This is a genomic window from Streptomyces sp. NPDC036815, assembly GCF_055609205.1.
In genome coordinates this window covers 139,286-155,198 of sequence record NZ_JBVJPW010000003.1, presented here as the reverse complement: position 1 = coordinate 155,198, position 15,913 = coordinate 139,286, and the positions used below count along the sequence as shown (strand labels likewise).

Genomic DNA, 15,913 nt, shown 5'->3' with positions numbered 1-15,913 from the left:
GTTCAGCCGACGCGGTAGCGCACCGGAAGGGAGAGCACGCCGCGGATGATCCCGGACCCGATCCAGTCGAGCGAGTCCAGTGGGGCGGCCGGCTCCAGTTCGTGGACGCGGGAGAGCAGGGTGCGCAGGGCGATGGTCGTCTCCAGCCGGGCGAGCGGCGCGCCCAGGCAGTAGTGGATGCCGTGCCCGAAGGAGAGATGGCGGGAGCCGGGCCGGGTCACGTCGAGAACGGCCCCGACGCCGCCGGAACCGTCCGCCTGCGGGGCGTCGCGGCTCGCGGAGCCGAGGGCGACGACGACCATGCTGCCCCGGGGGATCGGCACCCCGCCCAGTTCGAGGTCCCGGGACGCGTAGCGACTCGTCGAGCGCTCGACGGAGGTGTCGTAGCGCAGGAACTCCTCCACCGCGCCGGGCAGCAGCTCGGGACGCTCGCGCAACAGCCGCAACTGCTCGGGGTGGCGCAGCAGGGCGAGCACGGAGTTGCCCAGCAGGTGCACCGTGCTCTCGTGGCCCGCGACCACCAGCATCATCGCCGTGCCGACCAGCTCCTCTTCGGAGAGCCGGCCGTCCTCCTGGTCGCGCACGGCCACCAGCGCGGACAGCAGATCGTCCTGGGGGTGGCGACGCTTGTCCGCGACCAGGTCCGCCAGGAGGCCGTGCAGGGCGGCCAGCGCCGGGCGGTGTTCGGGGGAGGCGACTTGGAGCGCCTGCCCCGACCAGCGGCGGAAGTCCAGGTGATGGCGGTGCGGGATGCCGAGCAGCTCCGCGATGACGGTGGCGGGCAGTGGGGCGTTGAACGCCTCGACGAGGTCGATCTCACCCGAGGGCGGCATCGCGTCGATCAGGTCGTGGGCGATCCGCTCGATGCGCGGCGCCATGTCGGCCGTACGCCGGGGGGTGAAGGCGGCCGAGGCCAGGCGGCGCAGGCGGCCGTGCTCGGGCGGGTCGGCCTCCATCATCTGCGCGCCGAGGCCGACCGAGGGCTGATGGAGGACGTAGCCGGCGGTGGCCAGCGCCTCGGCGGCGGGTGTGGCGTCCTTGAGCAGGGCGGGATGGGTCAGCGCCTCCCTGGCCAGGTCGTAGCCGACGACCAGCCAGCCCTTCAGGCCGAGGTGGAACTCGGCCGGGTGGAGGGGGCCGAGCTCCCGTAGCTCGGCGTACCGGGCGGGCGAGTCCGCTTTGAAGGCGGGATCGATGACCACCGTGCGGAGCTGGGACGGACACTGCTCGTGAGGGCTCATGGGGCATCTTCCGTTTCGGCCGCGCGCCGGGGCCGGGGACTTGCACGGACACGTGCGCACGGCGATCAGATGGTCGTTGTGACAACGGTCGAAGAGCGCTTTCGGGTCCGGCCCGGCCCGCTCGCGGGCGTCCGGGAGTTCCACGGTCGCGTTCATTCGGACGGTGCACGCGGCCCCTTGAACAGTGCCGTGAGGAAACCGTCCCAGTCCAGACCTTCTGTCTCAGCCTCGGCCGGGACGACCTGGTAGGTGGCGTCGAGCCAGGCCGCCAAACGCCCCGTGGGAAGCTCGAACAGGGCTTCAACGTCCAGCGATTCGAGGAGCAGCCAGGACGAGGGGCGTTCGCCGGGAAGTGTCGGCCACATACGTACCTCGGCATGGCCGCTCATCGAGGTGAGGCCGCAGTGCAGGAGTTCGCGCCCGATGCCCCGCGAGAGGCCCGGCACTCGCTCCGCAAGGAACCCGACGGTGATCACCGCGGGCCTGGCCGGGTCGAAGCGGAATTCGGCCTGCATGGGCTGTCGGGTGAACTCGTCGAGCATCAGGTCCAGGTCGACGAGCAGCGGAGGCACCGGCTCGGGTGCCGAAAGCTGCCGCAGGGGGCTCTGATCACGGTGCATGGCTGAGTTCCCTTTCGGGTGTGAAGTCCGCTTCATGGTCTGAAGTGCGCATGGTCCACGGTGGTTTCCCCTGTTCGCCTGTTCCTTTTTCTGTACCTGTTCTCCTGTTCACCGACCGTCGAGAAGATCCGCGGTGGTGGCGTCCCAGTCGACCCCGGCGAGCTCCTGACCGGCGGGAACGAGCTCATAGGTGTGTGCCAACCATTCCGCCAGCGGTGGCGCGGGCAGCACGAACAGCGCCGCCATGTCCCCCGAGGCCAGCTGCAGCCAGGCGGTCGCCCGGCCCGCCAGAACCGACGGCCAGACCTGGGCGTCACCGAGTCCGCTCCGTGCGTGCAGGCCTTGGCTCAATACGTCGCGCCCGACGCGCCACAGCACGCACGGACCGCCCTCGACGCCCAACTCCACGCACACGATCAAGGGGGCTCGCGGATCGAAGCTGAACTCGGCCCTGACCAGCTGGCGAGCGGAGACGTCCAGTACCCGCTCGATGTCCAAAATCAGCGGAGGACAGCTGTGCGGCGCCGTTCGTCCGTCCGGTACACCTGGTCGGTAGCCGTTCATGACATGTGGATCCACGTGTGGGTCCTCCCCTGGGTCGGAAGCTGGCCCGACCCACTCTCGCCCCCCGCGGGCCGCCGCACCTACGTAAGTTGACCGTCGACCTCCAGCTGCGGTCACGGGCCCCGGGCCAGGGCCGCGCGAGGCGGGCGGCGGCAACATTAAGTCATTCGACTGTCGCCTCCGACGCATGTCTGAACGACCCTTGAACAGTCGCCGCTGTTGCCGGTGCCGGACAGTCGCCACGCTCGAAGGAGCCAGTCGTGAAACGTACTCCCGTCGTGTTCATCCACGGCGCGTGGCTGCACGCGCTGTCCTGGGAGTCATGGGCCGACCGCTTCGCGAGCCAGGGGTTCTTCACCTGCGTGCCCGGATGGCCGGGCGAGGCCGCCGTCGTACGGGACACATGTGCGTCGCCGGATCTGCTCGGCCGCATCGGTCTGGACGCGCTGACCGACCATTTCGCCCGGATCGTGCGGTCGTTCGACATCCCACCGGTGATCGTCGGACACTCGGTCGGCGGACTCATCGCCCAGCACCTCGTCGCCTCCGACGTCGGCGGTGCCGCGGTGGCCATCGCCCCGGCCCCGGTCAACGGCATACCGCTGCCCGATGCGCCCGTTCGGCTGCCGCCCACCGACCACACCAGCCCCGCCGACCAGTTGGTGTCCTTGGAGCCCGACCGGTTCCATCAGATGATCGCGAACACCGCTACCTCTGAGGAGTCCCGACGGCTCCACGAGCGCTATGCGATGCCGACACCTCTCCGCTTGCTCACCGACCTCGGATACGGGGGAGCGCGCCCCAGCCCGCGGGCCGTGGCGGACGTCTCCAACGCCGGGCGCGGCCCGCTCCTGCTGGTGTCCGGGCAGGAGGACAGAGTGGTACCGGACTCCGTGACCCGCACGGTCTACAAGCAGTACGGCGACACCACCGCGGTCACCGACCTGAAACAGTTCGCCGACCGCGCCCATTCGCTCGTCATCGACGGCGGGTCGCGCCTCGTCGCCGACTACGTGCTCGGCTGGCTGAACCAGCGGGGCATCCGGGCGCACCCCACGCGGGTCTGAGCACCGGCCGCCGTCACACGTCCCGCTCGCCGGGCAGCTTCCCCAGGGCGTCGCGCAGCGCGGCCCGTGAGGTGATGCCGAGTTTGGGAAAGACCCGGTAGAGGTGTGAGCTGACGGTGCGCGGCGACAGGTGCATGCGGGCGCCGATCTCCTTGTTGGTCAGCCCTCCGGCGGCGAGATCCGCGATCCGGCGTTCCTGCCATGTCAGCGCCGCGAGGTGTGCCGTGGAGGTGGGGACGGTCGCACCGGCGGCCCGCAGTTCGGCCCGCGCCCGCTCGGCCCAGGGAAGTGCGCCGAGGCGTTCGAAGGCCTCGGCGGCGCGGGTCAGGGGGAGACGCGCGGCCTTGCGTCCCCGGGTCTGACGCAGGCGGACGCCCTGGGCGAGGCGGATGCGGGCGAGCTCGAAGGGGAACGAGGCGGCGGCCGGGTCAATTTCCGCGCGCCGGAACATGGCGTCGGCTTCGCCGGGGTCGGTGGCGGTCATGGCGAGAGCACCGTGGGTGAGCAGGGCGAGCCGAGGGGAGATCGCGGGGAGTCCGGCCTCGTGGGCGGCGAGGGCGTGGCGGCGGGCCTGTTCGGTGCGGCCGGTGTGGACGGCCGCTTCGACGAGGTCGAGGAGGGTGCGGGGGGCCTGGTGGGCGTAGGGGGTGAAGGCACCCGGGGGTGTGATGCCGATGGCGTGCAGGTATGCCGCTTCGTAGTCGCCGTCGGCGAGGGCGGCGGTGGTGCCGATGGCGTCGGCGATCTGCGTGAGGAAGCCGACGCCCCGGGGGCGGGCCCAGGTGTCGACGGTGACCTGCAGTTCTCGCGCGTGCGCGGTCCGGCCGCGCAGCGCGGCGAGCAGGCCGAGATACGCACGGGTCTGATGGGCGAACAGCGTGTGGTCGTGCGACGTCGTCAGGTCCAGGCTGCGCAGGCCGGTCCGTTCGGCCTCGTCCCACTCACCGACCGCCAGCTGGTCGAGCATGATCAGGTGCAGCATGGTCATGCCCGACGCCACGGCCCCGGTCTCCACCTCGCGGTCGACGATGCGCTGGAGGTGTGGTCGATAGGTGCCGAGGGTGTCCACGTGGTACGCGGCGACGCACAGGCGGGTGATCTCCCACGGCTCACGTGTGTGGAGGTCGGCCATGGCGAGCTCCACCCGCTCTCGCACACCCACTCCACGACGCGTCACGTCACCCCAAGCATCTTCGTATATACGGGAGTTCGGGGCTACCCGGCCCCCCAGAGACCCGAGCACCTCGTGTGCCCGCTGCCACGACGCCTCGTCACTCGTGTACTGGTTGACGGCCAGGAGCAGGTTGACCAGCCGGGTCAACACCTCCTCCGCTTCCCGCACAGCGCTGTCACGGAGGTCCTCGATCGCCGCGAGGACCTGGCGCTGCGAGGACCGTACGTCGCCGTCCTCGTACAGCGCGACATAGGCCGAGGCGACGACCGAGGCCGGAGATTCACTCCGGCCCGCAGCCGCGCCGGAGCCGACCAGTTGCCGCGCCCGGTCGAGGAGACCGGCGTGCCCGGCGACGAAGGCCGCGCTGCCCAATCGCCGGGACCGCTCTGCCTGGCTCTCGCTCAGCTCCGCCGCCCGGGTCAGCCAGGAGACGGCGGCCAGCGAACCGCCCCGCCGCGTGGCGGAGCCGGCGGCCGCCTCGAGCACGGCCGCGACCTGCTCGTCGGGGTCGATCGTCGAGGCCGCCAGGTGTACGGCGCGCCGTTCCACATCCTCGCGATGCACCCGCGCCAGGACGGCGTGGGCCGCGCGACGCTGGTTGGGCGTCGCCCTCTGGACGACCGTCGAACGCACCAACGGGTGTCGGAAGACGAAATCACCGCTGAGCGGATCGACGTCCAGCAGACCGCGGTCCGCGGCCTCGTCGGCATCCCTCATGCGGTAGCGCGCGCCGCGCGCGGGCCCGGTCGCCGTGCCCGCGCCGACGCCGTCCAGGGCGCCGCGCAGCAGTTCCGCGCGCACGCTGCCGTCGAGGGCCTCGATGCGGGAGCCGTACACGTGTTGAAGGCGCGTGGGCAGCGGGACGCCGGTGTATCCGGCTGCATCCTGCCGGTCGGTGGCCGCCCGGCCGCTGCGCAGCACATGCGGCGGCAGCTCAAGGAGGGCCAGCGGATTGCCCTGCGCCTCGTCCAGGATCAGCCGGCGGACCCGCGGGGCGAGGCCGGGATTGCGCAGGTCCAAGAGGTGTTCGGCGGCCCTCTCCGACAGGGTGGTGACGGGTAGTTCGGGCAGCGCGGCCGTGTCGAAGCCGGAGGGCACGTCGGAGCGCAGGCCGACGACGAACCTGACCGAGCTGCCGGTGAGCCGCCGCCCCACGAAGCCGCACACCTCGGTGCTGGAGGTGTCGAACCACTGGCCGTCGTCGAGCACGAGCAGGAGAGACTGCCGGGACGCCGCGAGGGAGAGCAGATCGAGGACGGCGATGCCGAGCGTCATGACCGAGGGCGGCGGACCCTCGGCTCTGCCGAAGACAACGTCGAAAACCCGTCGGTGACTTTCGTCGAGACGCTCGATCGAGGGCAGCAGCGGATACAGGAACTGGTGCAGGCCGGCGAACGGCAGCTCCGACTCGGCTTCGACGCCGGTCGCCCTGAGCACCCGGTGATTCATGCCCGAGGCGAGCTCGGCGACATGGTCGAGCAGAGCACTCTTGCCCACACCTGTGTCACCCCGCAGGACCAGGGACCGCCCCCCGGCAGCCGTCAGAAAACCGGACAGCACCTCTTGTTCCCGCTCGCGGCCGACTATCGCCCCACCGATCGACTCCATCGCCCCCACTCCCTTTTCGATGAGAGCGTACGTCGTCGCTCTCGCGCGCCCTGCGCTGCCAGGGACACGCTGAGACACGTGTTTGCGAAGGCCGTTGTTCCGCTATGTCGTTCCGAGGCCGCGGAGCAGGGTGTCGACGACGACGTCGGCTGCCTGTCCGGCGCTCAGCTCGGGCATGTGCCGTGACACCAGGTGCATGAGCTGGGGCAGCAGCGCGCTCGCCCATCCCTCGGGCTGATCGCGGCGCAGGAGGCCCTCGTCGGTGGCCCGTTGCAGGAACGCGTCGACTTCCTGTACGGAGGCGTTCCTGCGTCGGCGGACGGCATCGTCGGAGAGCATGCGGGTGAGGTCGACGGGCCAGGTGCGGTTGACGGTGATGATGTTCTCGACGTAGCGGTGCAGGGCGACCGCGACAGGCGCCTCGCGCAGGCGGGCGTCGTCGATGGCGTGCTCAATGGCCGTCAGGCGGGCTTCGTGGATGGCGGTGAGGAGTTCCTCGCGGGAGGCGAAGCGCCGGTACACGGTGCGCCGGTCCACGCCGGCCTCCGTCGCGATGCTGGCGATGCTCGCACTGGGGTCGGTGGCGAGCATGCGGGCCCCGGTGGTCAGAACGGCTTCCAGATTGCGTGCTGCGTCGGCTCTCACCACACCGAGTTTAGTCACTAATGGTGCAGCTGATGCGCCTAACGCCGCTGAGGAGTACATCTCATGCGTGCAAGCGCCGCAATGCCGTGGCTTTTACAGGTGGTGGTCGGCGTCGACGACCGCGCGGGCGAACACGGTGGGGGCTTCCTGCGGCAGGTTGTGCCCGATGTCCGCGACGGTCCGGTGCTCGTACGGCCCGGTGAAGTGCTTGCGGTAGCTCGAACCCTCGCCCGGCGGAGTGAAGGGGTCGAGGGCAGCGTCGAGGGTGACGGTGGGGACGTGGATGGCGGGCTGAGCGGCGAGCCGCTTCTCGTAGCGGTCGTAGCGGGGCTCGCCCTCGGCGAGGCCGATGCGCCAGCGGTAGTTGAAGAGGACGATGGCGGCGTAGTCCGGATTGCGGAAGGCCTGGGCGGTGCGCGCGAACGTGGCGTCGTCGAAGTCCCAGTTGGGGGAGACGAGGGTCCACACGTAGCGGCAGAAGGCGATGCGGGTGTCCACGTCTTCCATGGTCTTCTTGCCGCGCTCGGTGGCGAAGTACCACTGGTACCACCAGTTGTGCTCCACAGCGGCGGAGGCGGGCTCCAACTGCGCCTTGACGTCGGTGATGAGGTAACCGCTCGCGGAGACGAGGGCTTTGACGCGCTCGGGCCACAGGGCGGCGATGATGTCGGCGGTGCGCGACCCCCAGTCGAAGCCGGCGAGCACCGCCTTGTCGATCTTGAGGGCGTCCATCAGGGAGATGATGTCCAGCGCCACGGCGGACTGTTCGGCGGTACGAGGAGTGCGGCTGGACAGGAACCGGGTGCCGCCGTGTCCGCGCAGGTAGGGAACGATGACCCGATAGCCGAGACCGGCGAGCAGCGGGGCGACGTCCACGAAGCTGTGGATGTCGTAGGGCCAGCCGTGCAGGCACACGACGACCGGGCCGTGGGCCGGCCCGGCCCCGGCGTAATGGATGTCGAGGACCCCCGCCCTGACGTGCTTCATTCTGGGGAACTCGGTGTACGTGCCGGGTGTGATGTCGGGGACGGCGGGGGCGGGGCCGCCGCTCGGCCGGGCCGCGGCGGTCGCGGCGGACGCCTGTGTGCGCAATCCGGGAGCGGCCAGCGAAACGGCGGCCGCTCCGGTGCCCAGCCCCGCGGCCCTGCTGAAGGTACGCCTGTCGATCATGTGAACTCCTCCGTCATACCTGTCCGGTGACCCGCCGCGCGCTTCGGCGTGGTGACACTCGCACATGGCGCGTCACCGGTCAAGGCGGTGACGCATGTGGCGCGTGTCGAAATGGAGTTGCAGGGGGAGTGGTGGAGCGTCGGTGGTGGTGTTGCGGTTCCGCCCGTGGCCGAGGTGACGAGGTGTCAGGCGTCCCGGAAGTGGTCCCGTACTTCGGGGAGTCGCTGGAAACCCGCTGACTCGTAGGTGGTGACGGCGCCGACGTTGGAGCTCGGGGTGCAGACCATCGCGCTCGACGAGCCCAACTCCCGGAGTGCGGCGGCCGCGGCGAGGGTGATGGCCGTGCCGTATCCGTGACGGCGATGGCCCCGGTGCACACCCATCGGTTCGAGCAACCCGGGCTTTCCCTGACCGGCCGACGTGGGCTGGGTGCGGGTGAGGGGGAGCGGGGCCACTCGGTGGTAGGCGCGGAGTCAGCGGAGTCAAAGGCCCGTGCGCGTCGCGTGACGGCGCGGAGGCGTGATCGTTTGCAGCGTATGAATTCCATGAAGCGTGTTCTCGTCGCCGTCTCGCTCGCTGCCGTACCCGTCTCGCTCGCGACCCCCGCCCTCGCGACCGAGGCGAATCCTCCGCTGGGCAGCACCCTCAACCAGGGTTTGAGCCAGTCCAACGAGGTTCTGGTCGGAGAGAAGTCCGGCGCGGTCCAGCAGGTCGCATCCTCCGCGGTCGAGACGCTGCACGACGCCCTGAACTGACCGCCCCCGACTGCCCCTGACCGCGTCCCACCCGGAGGTGCGCCCCCTACGGGGAGCGCACCTCCAAGTCGTCTCGCCCTGCGGTTGTGGTCACCTTGATGTGTAGCTAACGACTACAACTGCTACATTGGCGTGACAGTTAAGAGTGTCCGTAACGTGTCGACATCACGGGAAGAGGGACAGCGCATGATCAGCTACACCCGGCTCTTCATCGGGGGCCACTGGGTCGAGCCGAGCGGCCCGGAACTGCTGGACATCGCCTCGCCGCACGACCAGTCGGTGATCGGCCGTGCGGCTCAGGCGCAGTCGGCGGACGTCGACCGTGCGGTATCTGCGGCGCGGGCGTCCTTCGAGGCGGGTGTCTGGTGTTTGACGCCGCCGAGTGAGCGGATAGCGGCCCTGCGGCGGTTCAACGCGCTGCGCGAGGAGAACGCTGAGCGCATCGCCGAGCTGATCTCGCTGGAGAGCGGTTCGGCCGCCTGGTTCACCCGTGCCGGACAGCCCGGCCTGAGTCGGCAGGCGAACGCCTACCTGCGGGCGGCGGAGGAGTTCGCGTGGGAGGAGACGCTGGTCCCCTCCGACCCCGCGTCCCCGGTGCGCAGCGTGGTGCGCCGCGAGGCGGTCGGCGTCGTGGCCGCCGTGATCCCGTGGAACTCGCCCTTCTCCTCGGCCACTTCGAAAATCATCCCTGCCCTGGTCGCAGGCAACTCCGTCGTCCTCAAGGTGTCCCCGGAGAACTCGCTGAGCATGGGCCTCCTTGCCGAGCTCCTCGACCGGGCGGGGCTGCCCGAGGGGGTGATCAGCGTTCTGCCGGCGGACCGTGAGACGAGTGAGTACCTCGTCTCGCACGAGGGTGTCGACAAGATCGCTTTCACCGGTTCCACGCGGGCGGGCCGTCGCATCGCCTCGATCGCGGGTGAGCAGCTCAAGAGGGTAAGCCTGGAGCTGGGCGGCAAGTCCGCCATGGTCATCCTTCCCGACGCCGACATCGAGAAGGCGGTGGCGGGCGTGAAGTTCGGCTCCCTGCTCAACAACGGCCAGTCGTGCATCGCCCAGACCAGGATCCTCGCGCCGCGCAGCCGCTACGACGAGATCGTGGCCGCGATGACGAAACTGGTGGAGTCACTGCAGGTCGGCGAGCCGAACGCCCCCGAGACCTTTATCGGCCCCATGATCAGCCCCGCCCAACAGGAGCGCGTACGTGCCTACATCCAGCTCGGCATCGAGGAGGGCGCCCGCCTGGTCACCGGCGGCCCGCAGACCCCTCACGGCCTGGAGAAGGGCAACTACGTGACCCCCACCATCTTCGCCGACGTCGACAACTCCATGCGCATCGCGCAGGAGGAGATCTTCGGCCCGGTCCTGGTCGTCATCGCGTATGACGACGAGGGCGATGCCGTACGAATCGCCAACGACTCCGAGTACGGCCTCTCCGGCGGCGTCTGGTCCTCTGACGAGGAGCACGCGTTGGCGGTCGCCCGTCGCATCCGCACCGGCACCGTCACGGTCAACGGCGCCTCCGTCGGTTTCGACGGTCCGTTCGGCGGCTTCAAGTCCAGCGGCATCGGCCGGGAGTACGGGGCGGTCGGCCTCGGCACCTACACCGAGTACAAAACCATCACCGTGTGAGTCTCGGGCCGCCATGTCGTCAGTCGCTTGACGTGGATGCGTCGTTCAAGGATTCTAGTCACCGGTTAGAGCGGTGACTTCTTCGAGGTGATCCTCGGGGGGTGCGGATCGATGACGACGAACTGGAGATCGGCCATGAGCACAGAATTCTCCGACGATGCGGCCACGGTGGCGCGGCGCGAGCGTTACGGCCGACTCCCCGAGCGGGTCGGCTTCGAGGACATGACCGAAGAGGTGGAGGCGGCGCGGAACGGCGGAGGAAACGTTTCGTACCAGCCTGAAGGCTCGTGGAAGTACTACTCCTGCCTGGCTCTCGACCTGGGCCTTTAGCTCTCGCGGCCGCCACGGTCCTCATCGTCCTGCACCGGTCACTCGAGATATGCGGAGCAAGGGTAGTTCACACGTATCTACTGTTAACGTGTGCCACGTATTCACACGTAATGGTGCCCCGTTTCGACTGGAAAGTGGAACTCCCATGACTCTCAACTCGTTCAGGCTGAAGACCGCTGCGGTGGCGGCGGCGAGCGCAGTCGCCGGGACGGCGTTGCTCTTCGCCGCGGCGCCCGCCTCCGCGGCGAACGCCCCCTACGACGGCTGTCCGCAGTGGGCGCTCTGCCTCTACCAGAACGGTGGCGGAACGGGGTCGAAGGTCGTCGTGACTCCCCCGGCCGCGGGCGGGGGCGTGAAGATCGTGAGACTCACGAACACGCATTTCCTGAACGGCGAGTTGGCTGACAACCAGACCTCCTCCTGGCTGAACAACTCGCAGTGCCAGATAGAGTTCTGGGACGACCCGAACGGCGAGCTCCACCCGTCCGACCTGGATGTAGCGCCGTCCTGGAACTGGGGCCGGAAGGCCGACTACGGCTTCGGGGCCTCCCAGTCGTACAACAACGACAGGCTCTCCTCCCTGCGGTTCTACTGCCCGTAAGCACATGTAGCGCACGTAGTACATGTAGCCACACGTAGAGACACATTGGCTGGTCCGCCATCCCGCCCCCGGCTCGCACCTCGCGAGCCGGGGGCGGTTGCGTGCAAACCACCGCACCACCGCACCACCGCACCACCGAAACCCTGCCACCACCCCCTGAAGATCATCTTTCTGCTTCGGCGACATTGCGATCTCTACGGCAACATTGCGGCCTCATGGCGAAACCCGCCAAAACCTGGCTCGGCCAGCTGGAACGGACCACGCTGACATTCGCCCCTTCGTGGCAACGTCCCGTACCCGCACACCCGTAGAAGGCACCACCACACATGTACTCGACCTGTCCCTCCGGCGCCGTCCCGGCGCGTCCCACGTGTGTGGTGAGGGGGCGGTCCGCACCGTGCGCTATGTGATGCGTAAGGCGGCTGGCTCCTGATGATCGCCGTTGCGACCAACGCGACGTACTTCCTGGCCAGTTGGTTTCTGGACCCGCGATCGAACTTCAAGGAGTTGCGCCCCGCCCGCAGTGAGGAGCAGATCGCCCGGGCCCTGGCCCCGTACAACCTCGACCCCGGGCAGCCACTGGTGCAGCGGTGGTGGAACTGGATCACTTCAGTGACCCTCGACTTCGACTGGGGCTCGTCACCCACCGGCGTCTCCGTCAATGGCGAGCTGGGCCACCGTGCGCTGGTCAGCGCCGAGTTGGTCGTCACGGCGACCGTCCTGTCCGTCGTGATCGGCGTCGCGCTCGCCGTCTACACCGCCGCTCGCCAGTACGGCCCGGCCGACCGCGTCTCCCAGGCGGTGTCCATCGCGGTGTTCAACATCCCTGCACCCGTCGCGGCGCTCGCCGTGGTCTTCGTGGCCATCTGGCTCAACCAGCACGCCGGTCTCGACTTCCTCTACGTCGCCGGGGAGAACTCGCCCGACGTCGAGGGGCTGCTCCCGACCATCGGCGACCGTCTCCTGCATCTGATCCTTCCGACACTCACCCTGACGCTGATGGGCTACGTGGGCTACCACCTGACGCAGCGTTCGTTGCTGCTCGACACGATCAACGCCGACTTCGTGCGCACGGCCCAGGCCACGGGCCTCACCCGTGGCCGGGCCATCCGCAGGCACGCGTTGCGCGCCGCACTGATCCCGACGGCGGCCTCCGTGGCATTCAGCGTGCCCGCCATCTTCACCGGAGCCGTCATCACCGAGACGATCTTCGGCTGGAACGGCATGGGCCGCTACTTCATCCAGACCATCAGCAAGAACGACGTGCACGGCACGGTCGCGACGGCCGCCTTCGCCGCCGTGCTCACCGCGATAGGCGCCATCCTCGCGGACATCGCCACGGTCTTCCTCGACCCTCGGGTGCGGGTGAGCTGACATGGCGACAGCAATCGACACCGTCCAGCCGCGCAGAGACCTCGGCCGCGGCCGGCTCTACCTGCGACGCTTCCTGCGCAACCGTCTCGCCGTCGCCGGCCTCGCGATCTTCGCGCTGCTCGTGCTGTTCAGCGTCTTCGGCGGCCTGTTCACGTCGTACACCCACACCGACGCCGACTTCACCGCCCTCACCCAGCCGCCGAGCGACGTGCACTGGTTCGGCACCAACCAGGGCGGCAACGACATCTACGCCAGTGCGGTGCACGGTCTGCGGCGGTCGCTGGTGATCGCCGTAAGTGTGTCCGTACTGACGATCGTCGTCGCGGCGGTCATCGGCTCCAGCGCCGCCTATTTCGGCGGCCGGGTGGAGAGGCTGACGCTCGCCGTCATCCACTTCCTGCTGATCGTCCCCTCGTTCCTCATCCTCGCGCTGGTCTCCAACCGCCTGGCGGGTGACTGGCGTGCGCTCATCCTCGTGCTGACCGTGTTCGGCTGGATGTCCACCGCCCGGGTCGTCTGGTCCGTCTCCACTTCGCTGCGCGAACGGGACTACGTGAAGGCGGCGGAGTTCATGGGCGTCCGCCCGCTGCGCATCGTCCTGCGCCACATCATTCCCAACCTCGGTTCCCTGCTCATCGTCAACCTGACGCTCGGCGTCGTCGCGACCGTACTCAGCGAAACCGCGCTGTCGTTCCTCGGATTCGGTGTCCAGACCCCGGACGTCTCCCTCGGCACGATGCTCGCCGACGGGGCGACCACGGTCACCAGCGCGCCCTGGCTCTTCGCCTTCCCGGCCGGCCTCGTCGTCCTGCTCACCGTGTCGATGACCTTCATCGGCGACGGGCTGCGCGACGCCCTTGACCCCGCCTCAGTGACCGGCGCGGCAGGAGGCCGACGATGACGACACTCACCAGCCCCCTGCGTGACCGCCCGGCTTCCCCCGCCGAGAGCACGCCCGTGCTCTCCGTACGGGACCTGCGGGTCTCCTTCCCCTCGGAGGCCGGACCCGTCGAAGCGGTGCGTGGCGTCAGCTTCGACCTGCTGCCGGGCCGGACCCTCGGCATCGTCGGCGAGTCCGGCTCCGGCAAGTCGGCCACCGCGATGGGCATCATGGGTCTCCTGCCGCCCACCGCCGACCTGCGCGGTCAGGTCCTGCTCGGCGATCAGGACCTGATCGGCCTCGACGACCGGGCACTGTCGCGGGTACGGGGCAAAGCCATCGGCATGGTCTTCCAGGACCCGCTGTCTGCGCTCACCCCCATCTTCTCCGTGGGCAGGCTGCTCGTCGAGGCGCTGCGGGTCCACCAGGACCTGTCCAAGAAGGCGGCCTGGGAGCAGGCCGTCGAACTGCTCGACCTCGTCGGCATCCCCGACCCCCGGGGCCGTGCCTCGGCCTTCCCCCACGAGTTCTCCGGCGGCATGCGCCAGCGCGTGGTCATCGCCCTGGCGATCGCCAACCGGCCGAGGGTGCTGGTGGCCGACGAACCCACCACCGCGCTCGACGTCACCGTGCAGGCGCAGATCCTCGACGTACTGCGCCTCGCGCAGCGGGAGACCGGCGCCGGGCTCGTCCTGATCACCCACGACCTCGGCGTCGTGGCCGGTCACGCGGACGACGTCGCCGTCATGTACGCGGGCCGCCTCGTGGAGAAGACGGACGTGCACACGCTGTTCCGCAGGCCGACGATGCCGTACACCGCACGCCTCCTCGCCGCCGTGCCGACCGTGGACGGCGGGGTCCGCCGCCCCCTCGTCCCGATCGGCGGAGAGCCACCGGCCCTGACGGACCTGCCGGCCGGCTGCCCCTTCGCGAGCCGGTGCGCCGTCGCACTCGACGCGTGCGGCTCCGAAGAACCGGAACTGCGCCACGTGTCGGGACACGGGGACGTCGCCTGCCTTCGCGCGGCCGAGATAGCCGCGGGCACGCTGGATCCCGCCGCAGGTGTCACGCCCGTCGAAGGCGTCACCCCTGCCGAAGGTGTCACCCCCCTCGACCGGGAGCCGGGCACGGGGCGTGCCGAGGGCGGCGACGTGGTGCTGCGCGTCGAGAACCTCGTCAAGACCTTCCCCGTCACCAAGGGCGCGTTCATCAAACGCCGGGTCGGCACACTGCACGCGGTCAACGGGGTCAGCTTCGAGCTCCGTGCCGGAGAGACACTGGGCCTGGTGGGGGAGTCGGGCAGCGGCAAGACGACGACGCTGCTGGAAGTCCTGCGGCTCGGACGGCCGGAGAGCGGCCGGATCGAGGTCGCCGGGCGGGAGATCGGGGCGGCGAGGACAAGTGCGCACCCGCGTACCGCAGTTGGCACCACGGACACCCACGACACACGGGCCGGTTCCGGCGGGCGCGGGCGCACCCTGCGGCACGACGTGCAGATCGTGATGCAGGACCCGCTGGGCGCCCTGGACCCGCGCCTTCCCGTCCATCAGCTACTCGCCGAGCCGCTGCGGGCCGTCGGCCGCGACCGCGCCGCGATCCGCTCCCGCGTCCACGAACTGCTGACGCTCGTCGGCCTCGACCCCTCGGTGAGCGACCGCTTCCCTACCGCGCTCTCGGGAGGCCAGCGCCAACGCGTCGGCATCGCCCGCGCGCTGGCGACGGACCCGAAACTGCTCGCCCTCGACGAGCCGCTCTCCGCCCTGGACGTATCGGTACAGGCCGGTGTGATCAACCTGCTCGGCCGGCTCAAGCGCGAACTGGGACTCGCCTATCTCATGGTCGCGCACGACCTCGCCGTCGTCCGCTACATCTGCGACCGCACCGCCGTGATGTACCTCGGGCACATCGTCGAGACCGGTGACACGGAGACACTCTTCTCCGACCCGAAACACCCGTACACCAAGGCACTGCTCTCGGCGATCCCCGTACCCGACCCGGAGCGCGAACGCGCCCGCGAACGGATCGTCCTGGAGGGCGAGCAGCCGCGCGCCACGAACCTGCCGCGCGGGTGCGTGTTCATCGACCGGTGCCCCTTGTACCGCCTCGCCGACGACCACGTCCGGGAGCGCTGCCGCACGGAACGCCCCGCTCCCAGGCCGGTGCCGGACCGGCAAGGCCACGAATACGCCTGCCACGCCGCGTAACCGGCGACAGACACCCAACTCCCGCTCAACAGAGCCACACCCTCAACACCA

Annotated in this window: 14 protein-coding genes and 1 pseudogene; 8 read left to right on the top strand and 7 right to left on the bottom strand. The window is 69.6% G+C overall.

Annotation, left to right across the window (positions count from 1 at the left end):
- Positions 1-2 precede the first annotated feature (2 nt).
- The 3 genes from ACZ69I_RS09455 to ACZ69I_RS09445 form a co-directional block, all read right to left on the bottom strand.
- Positions 3-1,241: a cytochrome P450 family protein gene (locus ACZ69I_RS09455; protein ID WP_470831223.1), complete on the bottom strand. Its 1,239-nt coding sequence runs from the start codon at positions 1,239-1,241 to the stop codon at positions 3-5.
- A gap of 152 nt (positions 1,242-1,393) precedes the next feature.
- On the bottom strand, positions 1,394-1,861 hold the full coding sequence (locus ACZ69I_RS09450) for an SsgA family sporulation/cell division regulator (protein WP_470831222.1): 468 nt from the start codon (positions 1,859-1,861) through the stop codon (positions 1,394-1,396).
- A 108-nt stretch (positions 1,862-1,969) separates the two neighbouring features.
- Positions 1,970-2,440: an SsgA family sporulation/cell division regulator gene (locus ACZ69I_RS09445; protein ID WP_470831221.1), complete on the bottom strand. Its 471-nt coding sequence runs from the start codon at positions 2,438-2,440 to the stop codon at positions 1,970-1,972.
- Positions 2,441-2,685: 245 nt separating this feature from the next.
- Between ACZ69I_RS09445 and ACZ69I_RS09440 the strand changes: the two genes are divergently transcribed.
- A complete protein-coding gene (locus ACZ69I_RS09440; RefSeq protein WP_470831219.1) occupies positions 2,686-3,492 on the top strand; it encodes an alpha/beta hydrolase in 807 nt (268 codons plus the stop codon).
- Positions 3,493-3,505: 13 nt separating this feature from the next.
- On the opposite strand, the gene ACZ69I_RS09435 is transcribed toward ACZ69I_RS09440, so the two are convergent.
- From ACZ69I_RS09435 to ACZ69I_RS09420, 4 genes and pseudogenes are all read right to left on the bottom strand, one after another.
- On the bottom strand, positions 3,506-6,274 hold the full coding sequence (locus ACZ69I_RS09435; protein ID WP_470831218.1) for a helix-turn-helix transcriptional regulator: 2,769 nt from the start codon (positions 6,272-6,274) through the stop codon (positions 3,506-3,508).
- Positions 6,275-6,376: 102 nt separating this feature from the next.
- Complete coding sequence (locus tag ACZ69I_RS09430) at positions 6,377-6,865, bottom strand: TetR/AcrR family transcriptional regulator (RefSeq protein ID WP_470831579.1); 489 nt, start codon at positions 6,863-6,865, stop codon at positions 6,377-6,379.
- A 147-nt stretch (positions 6,866-7,012) separates the two neighbouring features.
- On the bottom strand, positions 7,013-8,089 hold the full coding sequence (locus ACZ69I_RS09425; RefSeq protein ID WP_470831217.1) for an alpha/beta fold hydrolase: 1,077 nt from the start codon (positions 8,087-8,089) through the stop codon (positions 7,013-7,015).
- Positions 8,090-8,274: 185 nt separating this feature from the next.
- A pseudogene (locus tag ACZ69I_RS09420) lies at positions 8,275-8,508 on the bottom strand (GNAT family N-acetyltransferase); the annotation flags it as partial.
- A gap of 126 nt (positions 8,509-8,634) precedes the next feature.
- Between ACZ69I_RS09420 and ACZ69I_RS09415 the strand changes: the two are divergent.
- The 7 genes from ACZ69I_RS09415 (at position 8,635) to ACZ69I_RS09385 (ending at position 15,862) form a co-directional block, all read left to right on the top strand.
- Positions 8,635-8,844, top strand: coding sequence for a hypothetical protein (locus ACZ69I_RS09415; protein ID WP_467678014.1), 210 nt, complete (start codon positions 8,635-8,637; stop codon positions 8,842-8,844).
- 186 nt (positions 8,845-9,030) lie between these two features.
- On the top strand, positions 9,031-10,473 hold the full coding sequence (locus ACZ69I_RS09410) for an aldehyde dehydrogenase (RefSeq protein ID WP_470831216.1): 1,443 nt from the start codon (positions 9,031-9,033) through the stop codon (positions 10,471-10,473).
- A gap of 135 nt (positions 10,474-10,608) precedes the next feature.
- Positions 10,609-10,803, top strand: coding sequence for a hypothetical protein (locus ACZ69I_RS09405; protein WP_467678019.1), 195 nt, complete (start codon positions 10,609-10,611; stop codon positions 10,801-10,803).
- 145 nt (positions 10,804-10,948) lie between these two features.
- Positions 10,949-11,404, top strand: coding sequence for a peptidase inhibitor family I36 protein (locus ACZ69I_RS09400; RefSeq protein ID WP_467678021.1), 456 nt, complete (start codon positions 10,949-10,951; stop codon positions 11,402-11,404).
- A 432-nt stretch (positions 11,405-11,836) separates the two neighbouring features.
- Complete coding sequence (locus ACZ69I_RS09395; RefSeq protein WP_470831214.1) at positions 11,837-12,778, top strand: ABC transporter permease; 942 nt, start codon at positions 11,837-11,839, stop codon at positions 12,776-12,778.
- Between the two features lies 1 nt (position 12,779).
- A complete protein-coding gene (locus ACZ69I_RS09390; protein ID WP_470831213.1) occupies positions 12,780-13,679 on the top strand; it encodes an ABC transporter permease in 900 nt (299 codons plus the stop codon).
- Positions 13,676-15,862, top strand: a complete 2,187-nt coding sequence (locus ACZ69I_RS09385) for a dipeptide ABC transporter ATP-binding protein (protein ID WP_470831211.1) — start codon at positions 13,676-13,678, stop codon at positions 15,860-15,862. Before ACZ69I_RS09390 ends, ACZ69I_RS09385 begins: the two co-directional genes overlap by 4 nt.
- Positions 15,863-15,913: the final 51 nt, after the last annotated feature.

What these genes read in the sequence shown, in the direction of transcription:
- ACZ69I_RS09400 (WP_467678021.1), top strand. Translation starts at nt 10,949, where the DNA reads ATGACTCTCAACTCGTTCAGGCTGAAGACCGCTGCGGTGGCGGCGGCG.
- ACZ69I_RS09415 (WP_467678014.1), top strand. Translation starts at nt 8,635, where the DNA reads ATGAAGCGTGTTCTCGTCGCCGTCTCGCTCGCTGCCGTACCCGTCTCG.
- ACZ69I_RS09405 (WP_467678019.1), top strand. Translation starts at nt 10,609, where the DNA reads ATGAGCACAGAATTCTCCGACGATGCGGCCACGGTGGCGCGGCGCGAG.
- ACZ69I_RS09390 (WP_470831213.1), top strand. Translation starts at nt 12,780, where the DNA reads ATGGCGACAGCAATCGACACCGTCCAGCCGCGCAGAGACCTCGGCCGC.
- ACZ69I_RS09455 (WP_470831223.1), bottom strand. Translation starts at nt 1,241, where the DNA reads ATGAGCCCTCACGAGCAGTGTCCGTCCCAGCTCCGCACGGTGGTCATC.
- ACZ69I_RS09425 (WP_470831217.1), bottom strand. Translation starts at nt 8,089, where the DNA reads ATGATCGACAGGCGTACCTTCAGCAGGGCCGCGGGGCTGGGCACCGGA.
- ACZ69I_RS09435 (WP_470831218.1), bottom strand. Translation starts at nt 6,274, where the DNA reads ATGGAGTCGATCGGTGGGGCGATAGTCGGCCGCGAGCGGGAACAAGAG.
- ACZ69I_RS09430 (WP_470831579.1), bottom strand. Translation starts at nt 6,865, where the DNA reads ATGCTCGCCACCGACCCCAGTGCGAGCATCGCCAGCATCGCGACGGAG.
- ACZ69I_RS09395 (WP_470831214.1), top strand. Translation starts at nt 11,837, where the DNA reads ATGATCGCCGTTGCGACCAACGCGACGTACTTCCTGGCCAGTTGGTTT.
- ACZ69I_RS09450 (WP_470831222.1), bottom strand. Translation starts at nt 1,861, where the DNA reads ATGCACCGTGATCAGAGCCCCCTGCGGCAGCTTTCGGCACCCGAGCCG.
- ACZ69I_RS09385 (WP_470831211.1), top strand. Translation starts at nt 13,676, where the DNA reads ATGACGACACTCACCAGCCCCCTGCGTGACCGCCCGGCTTCCCCCGCC.
- ACZ69I_RS09410 (WP_470831216.1), top strand. Translation starts at nt 9,031, where the DNA reads ATGATCAGCTACACCCGGCTCTTCATCGGGGGCCACTGGGTCGAGCCG.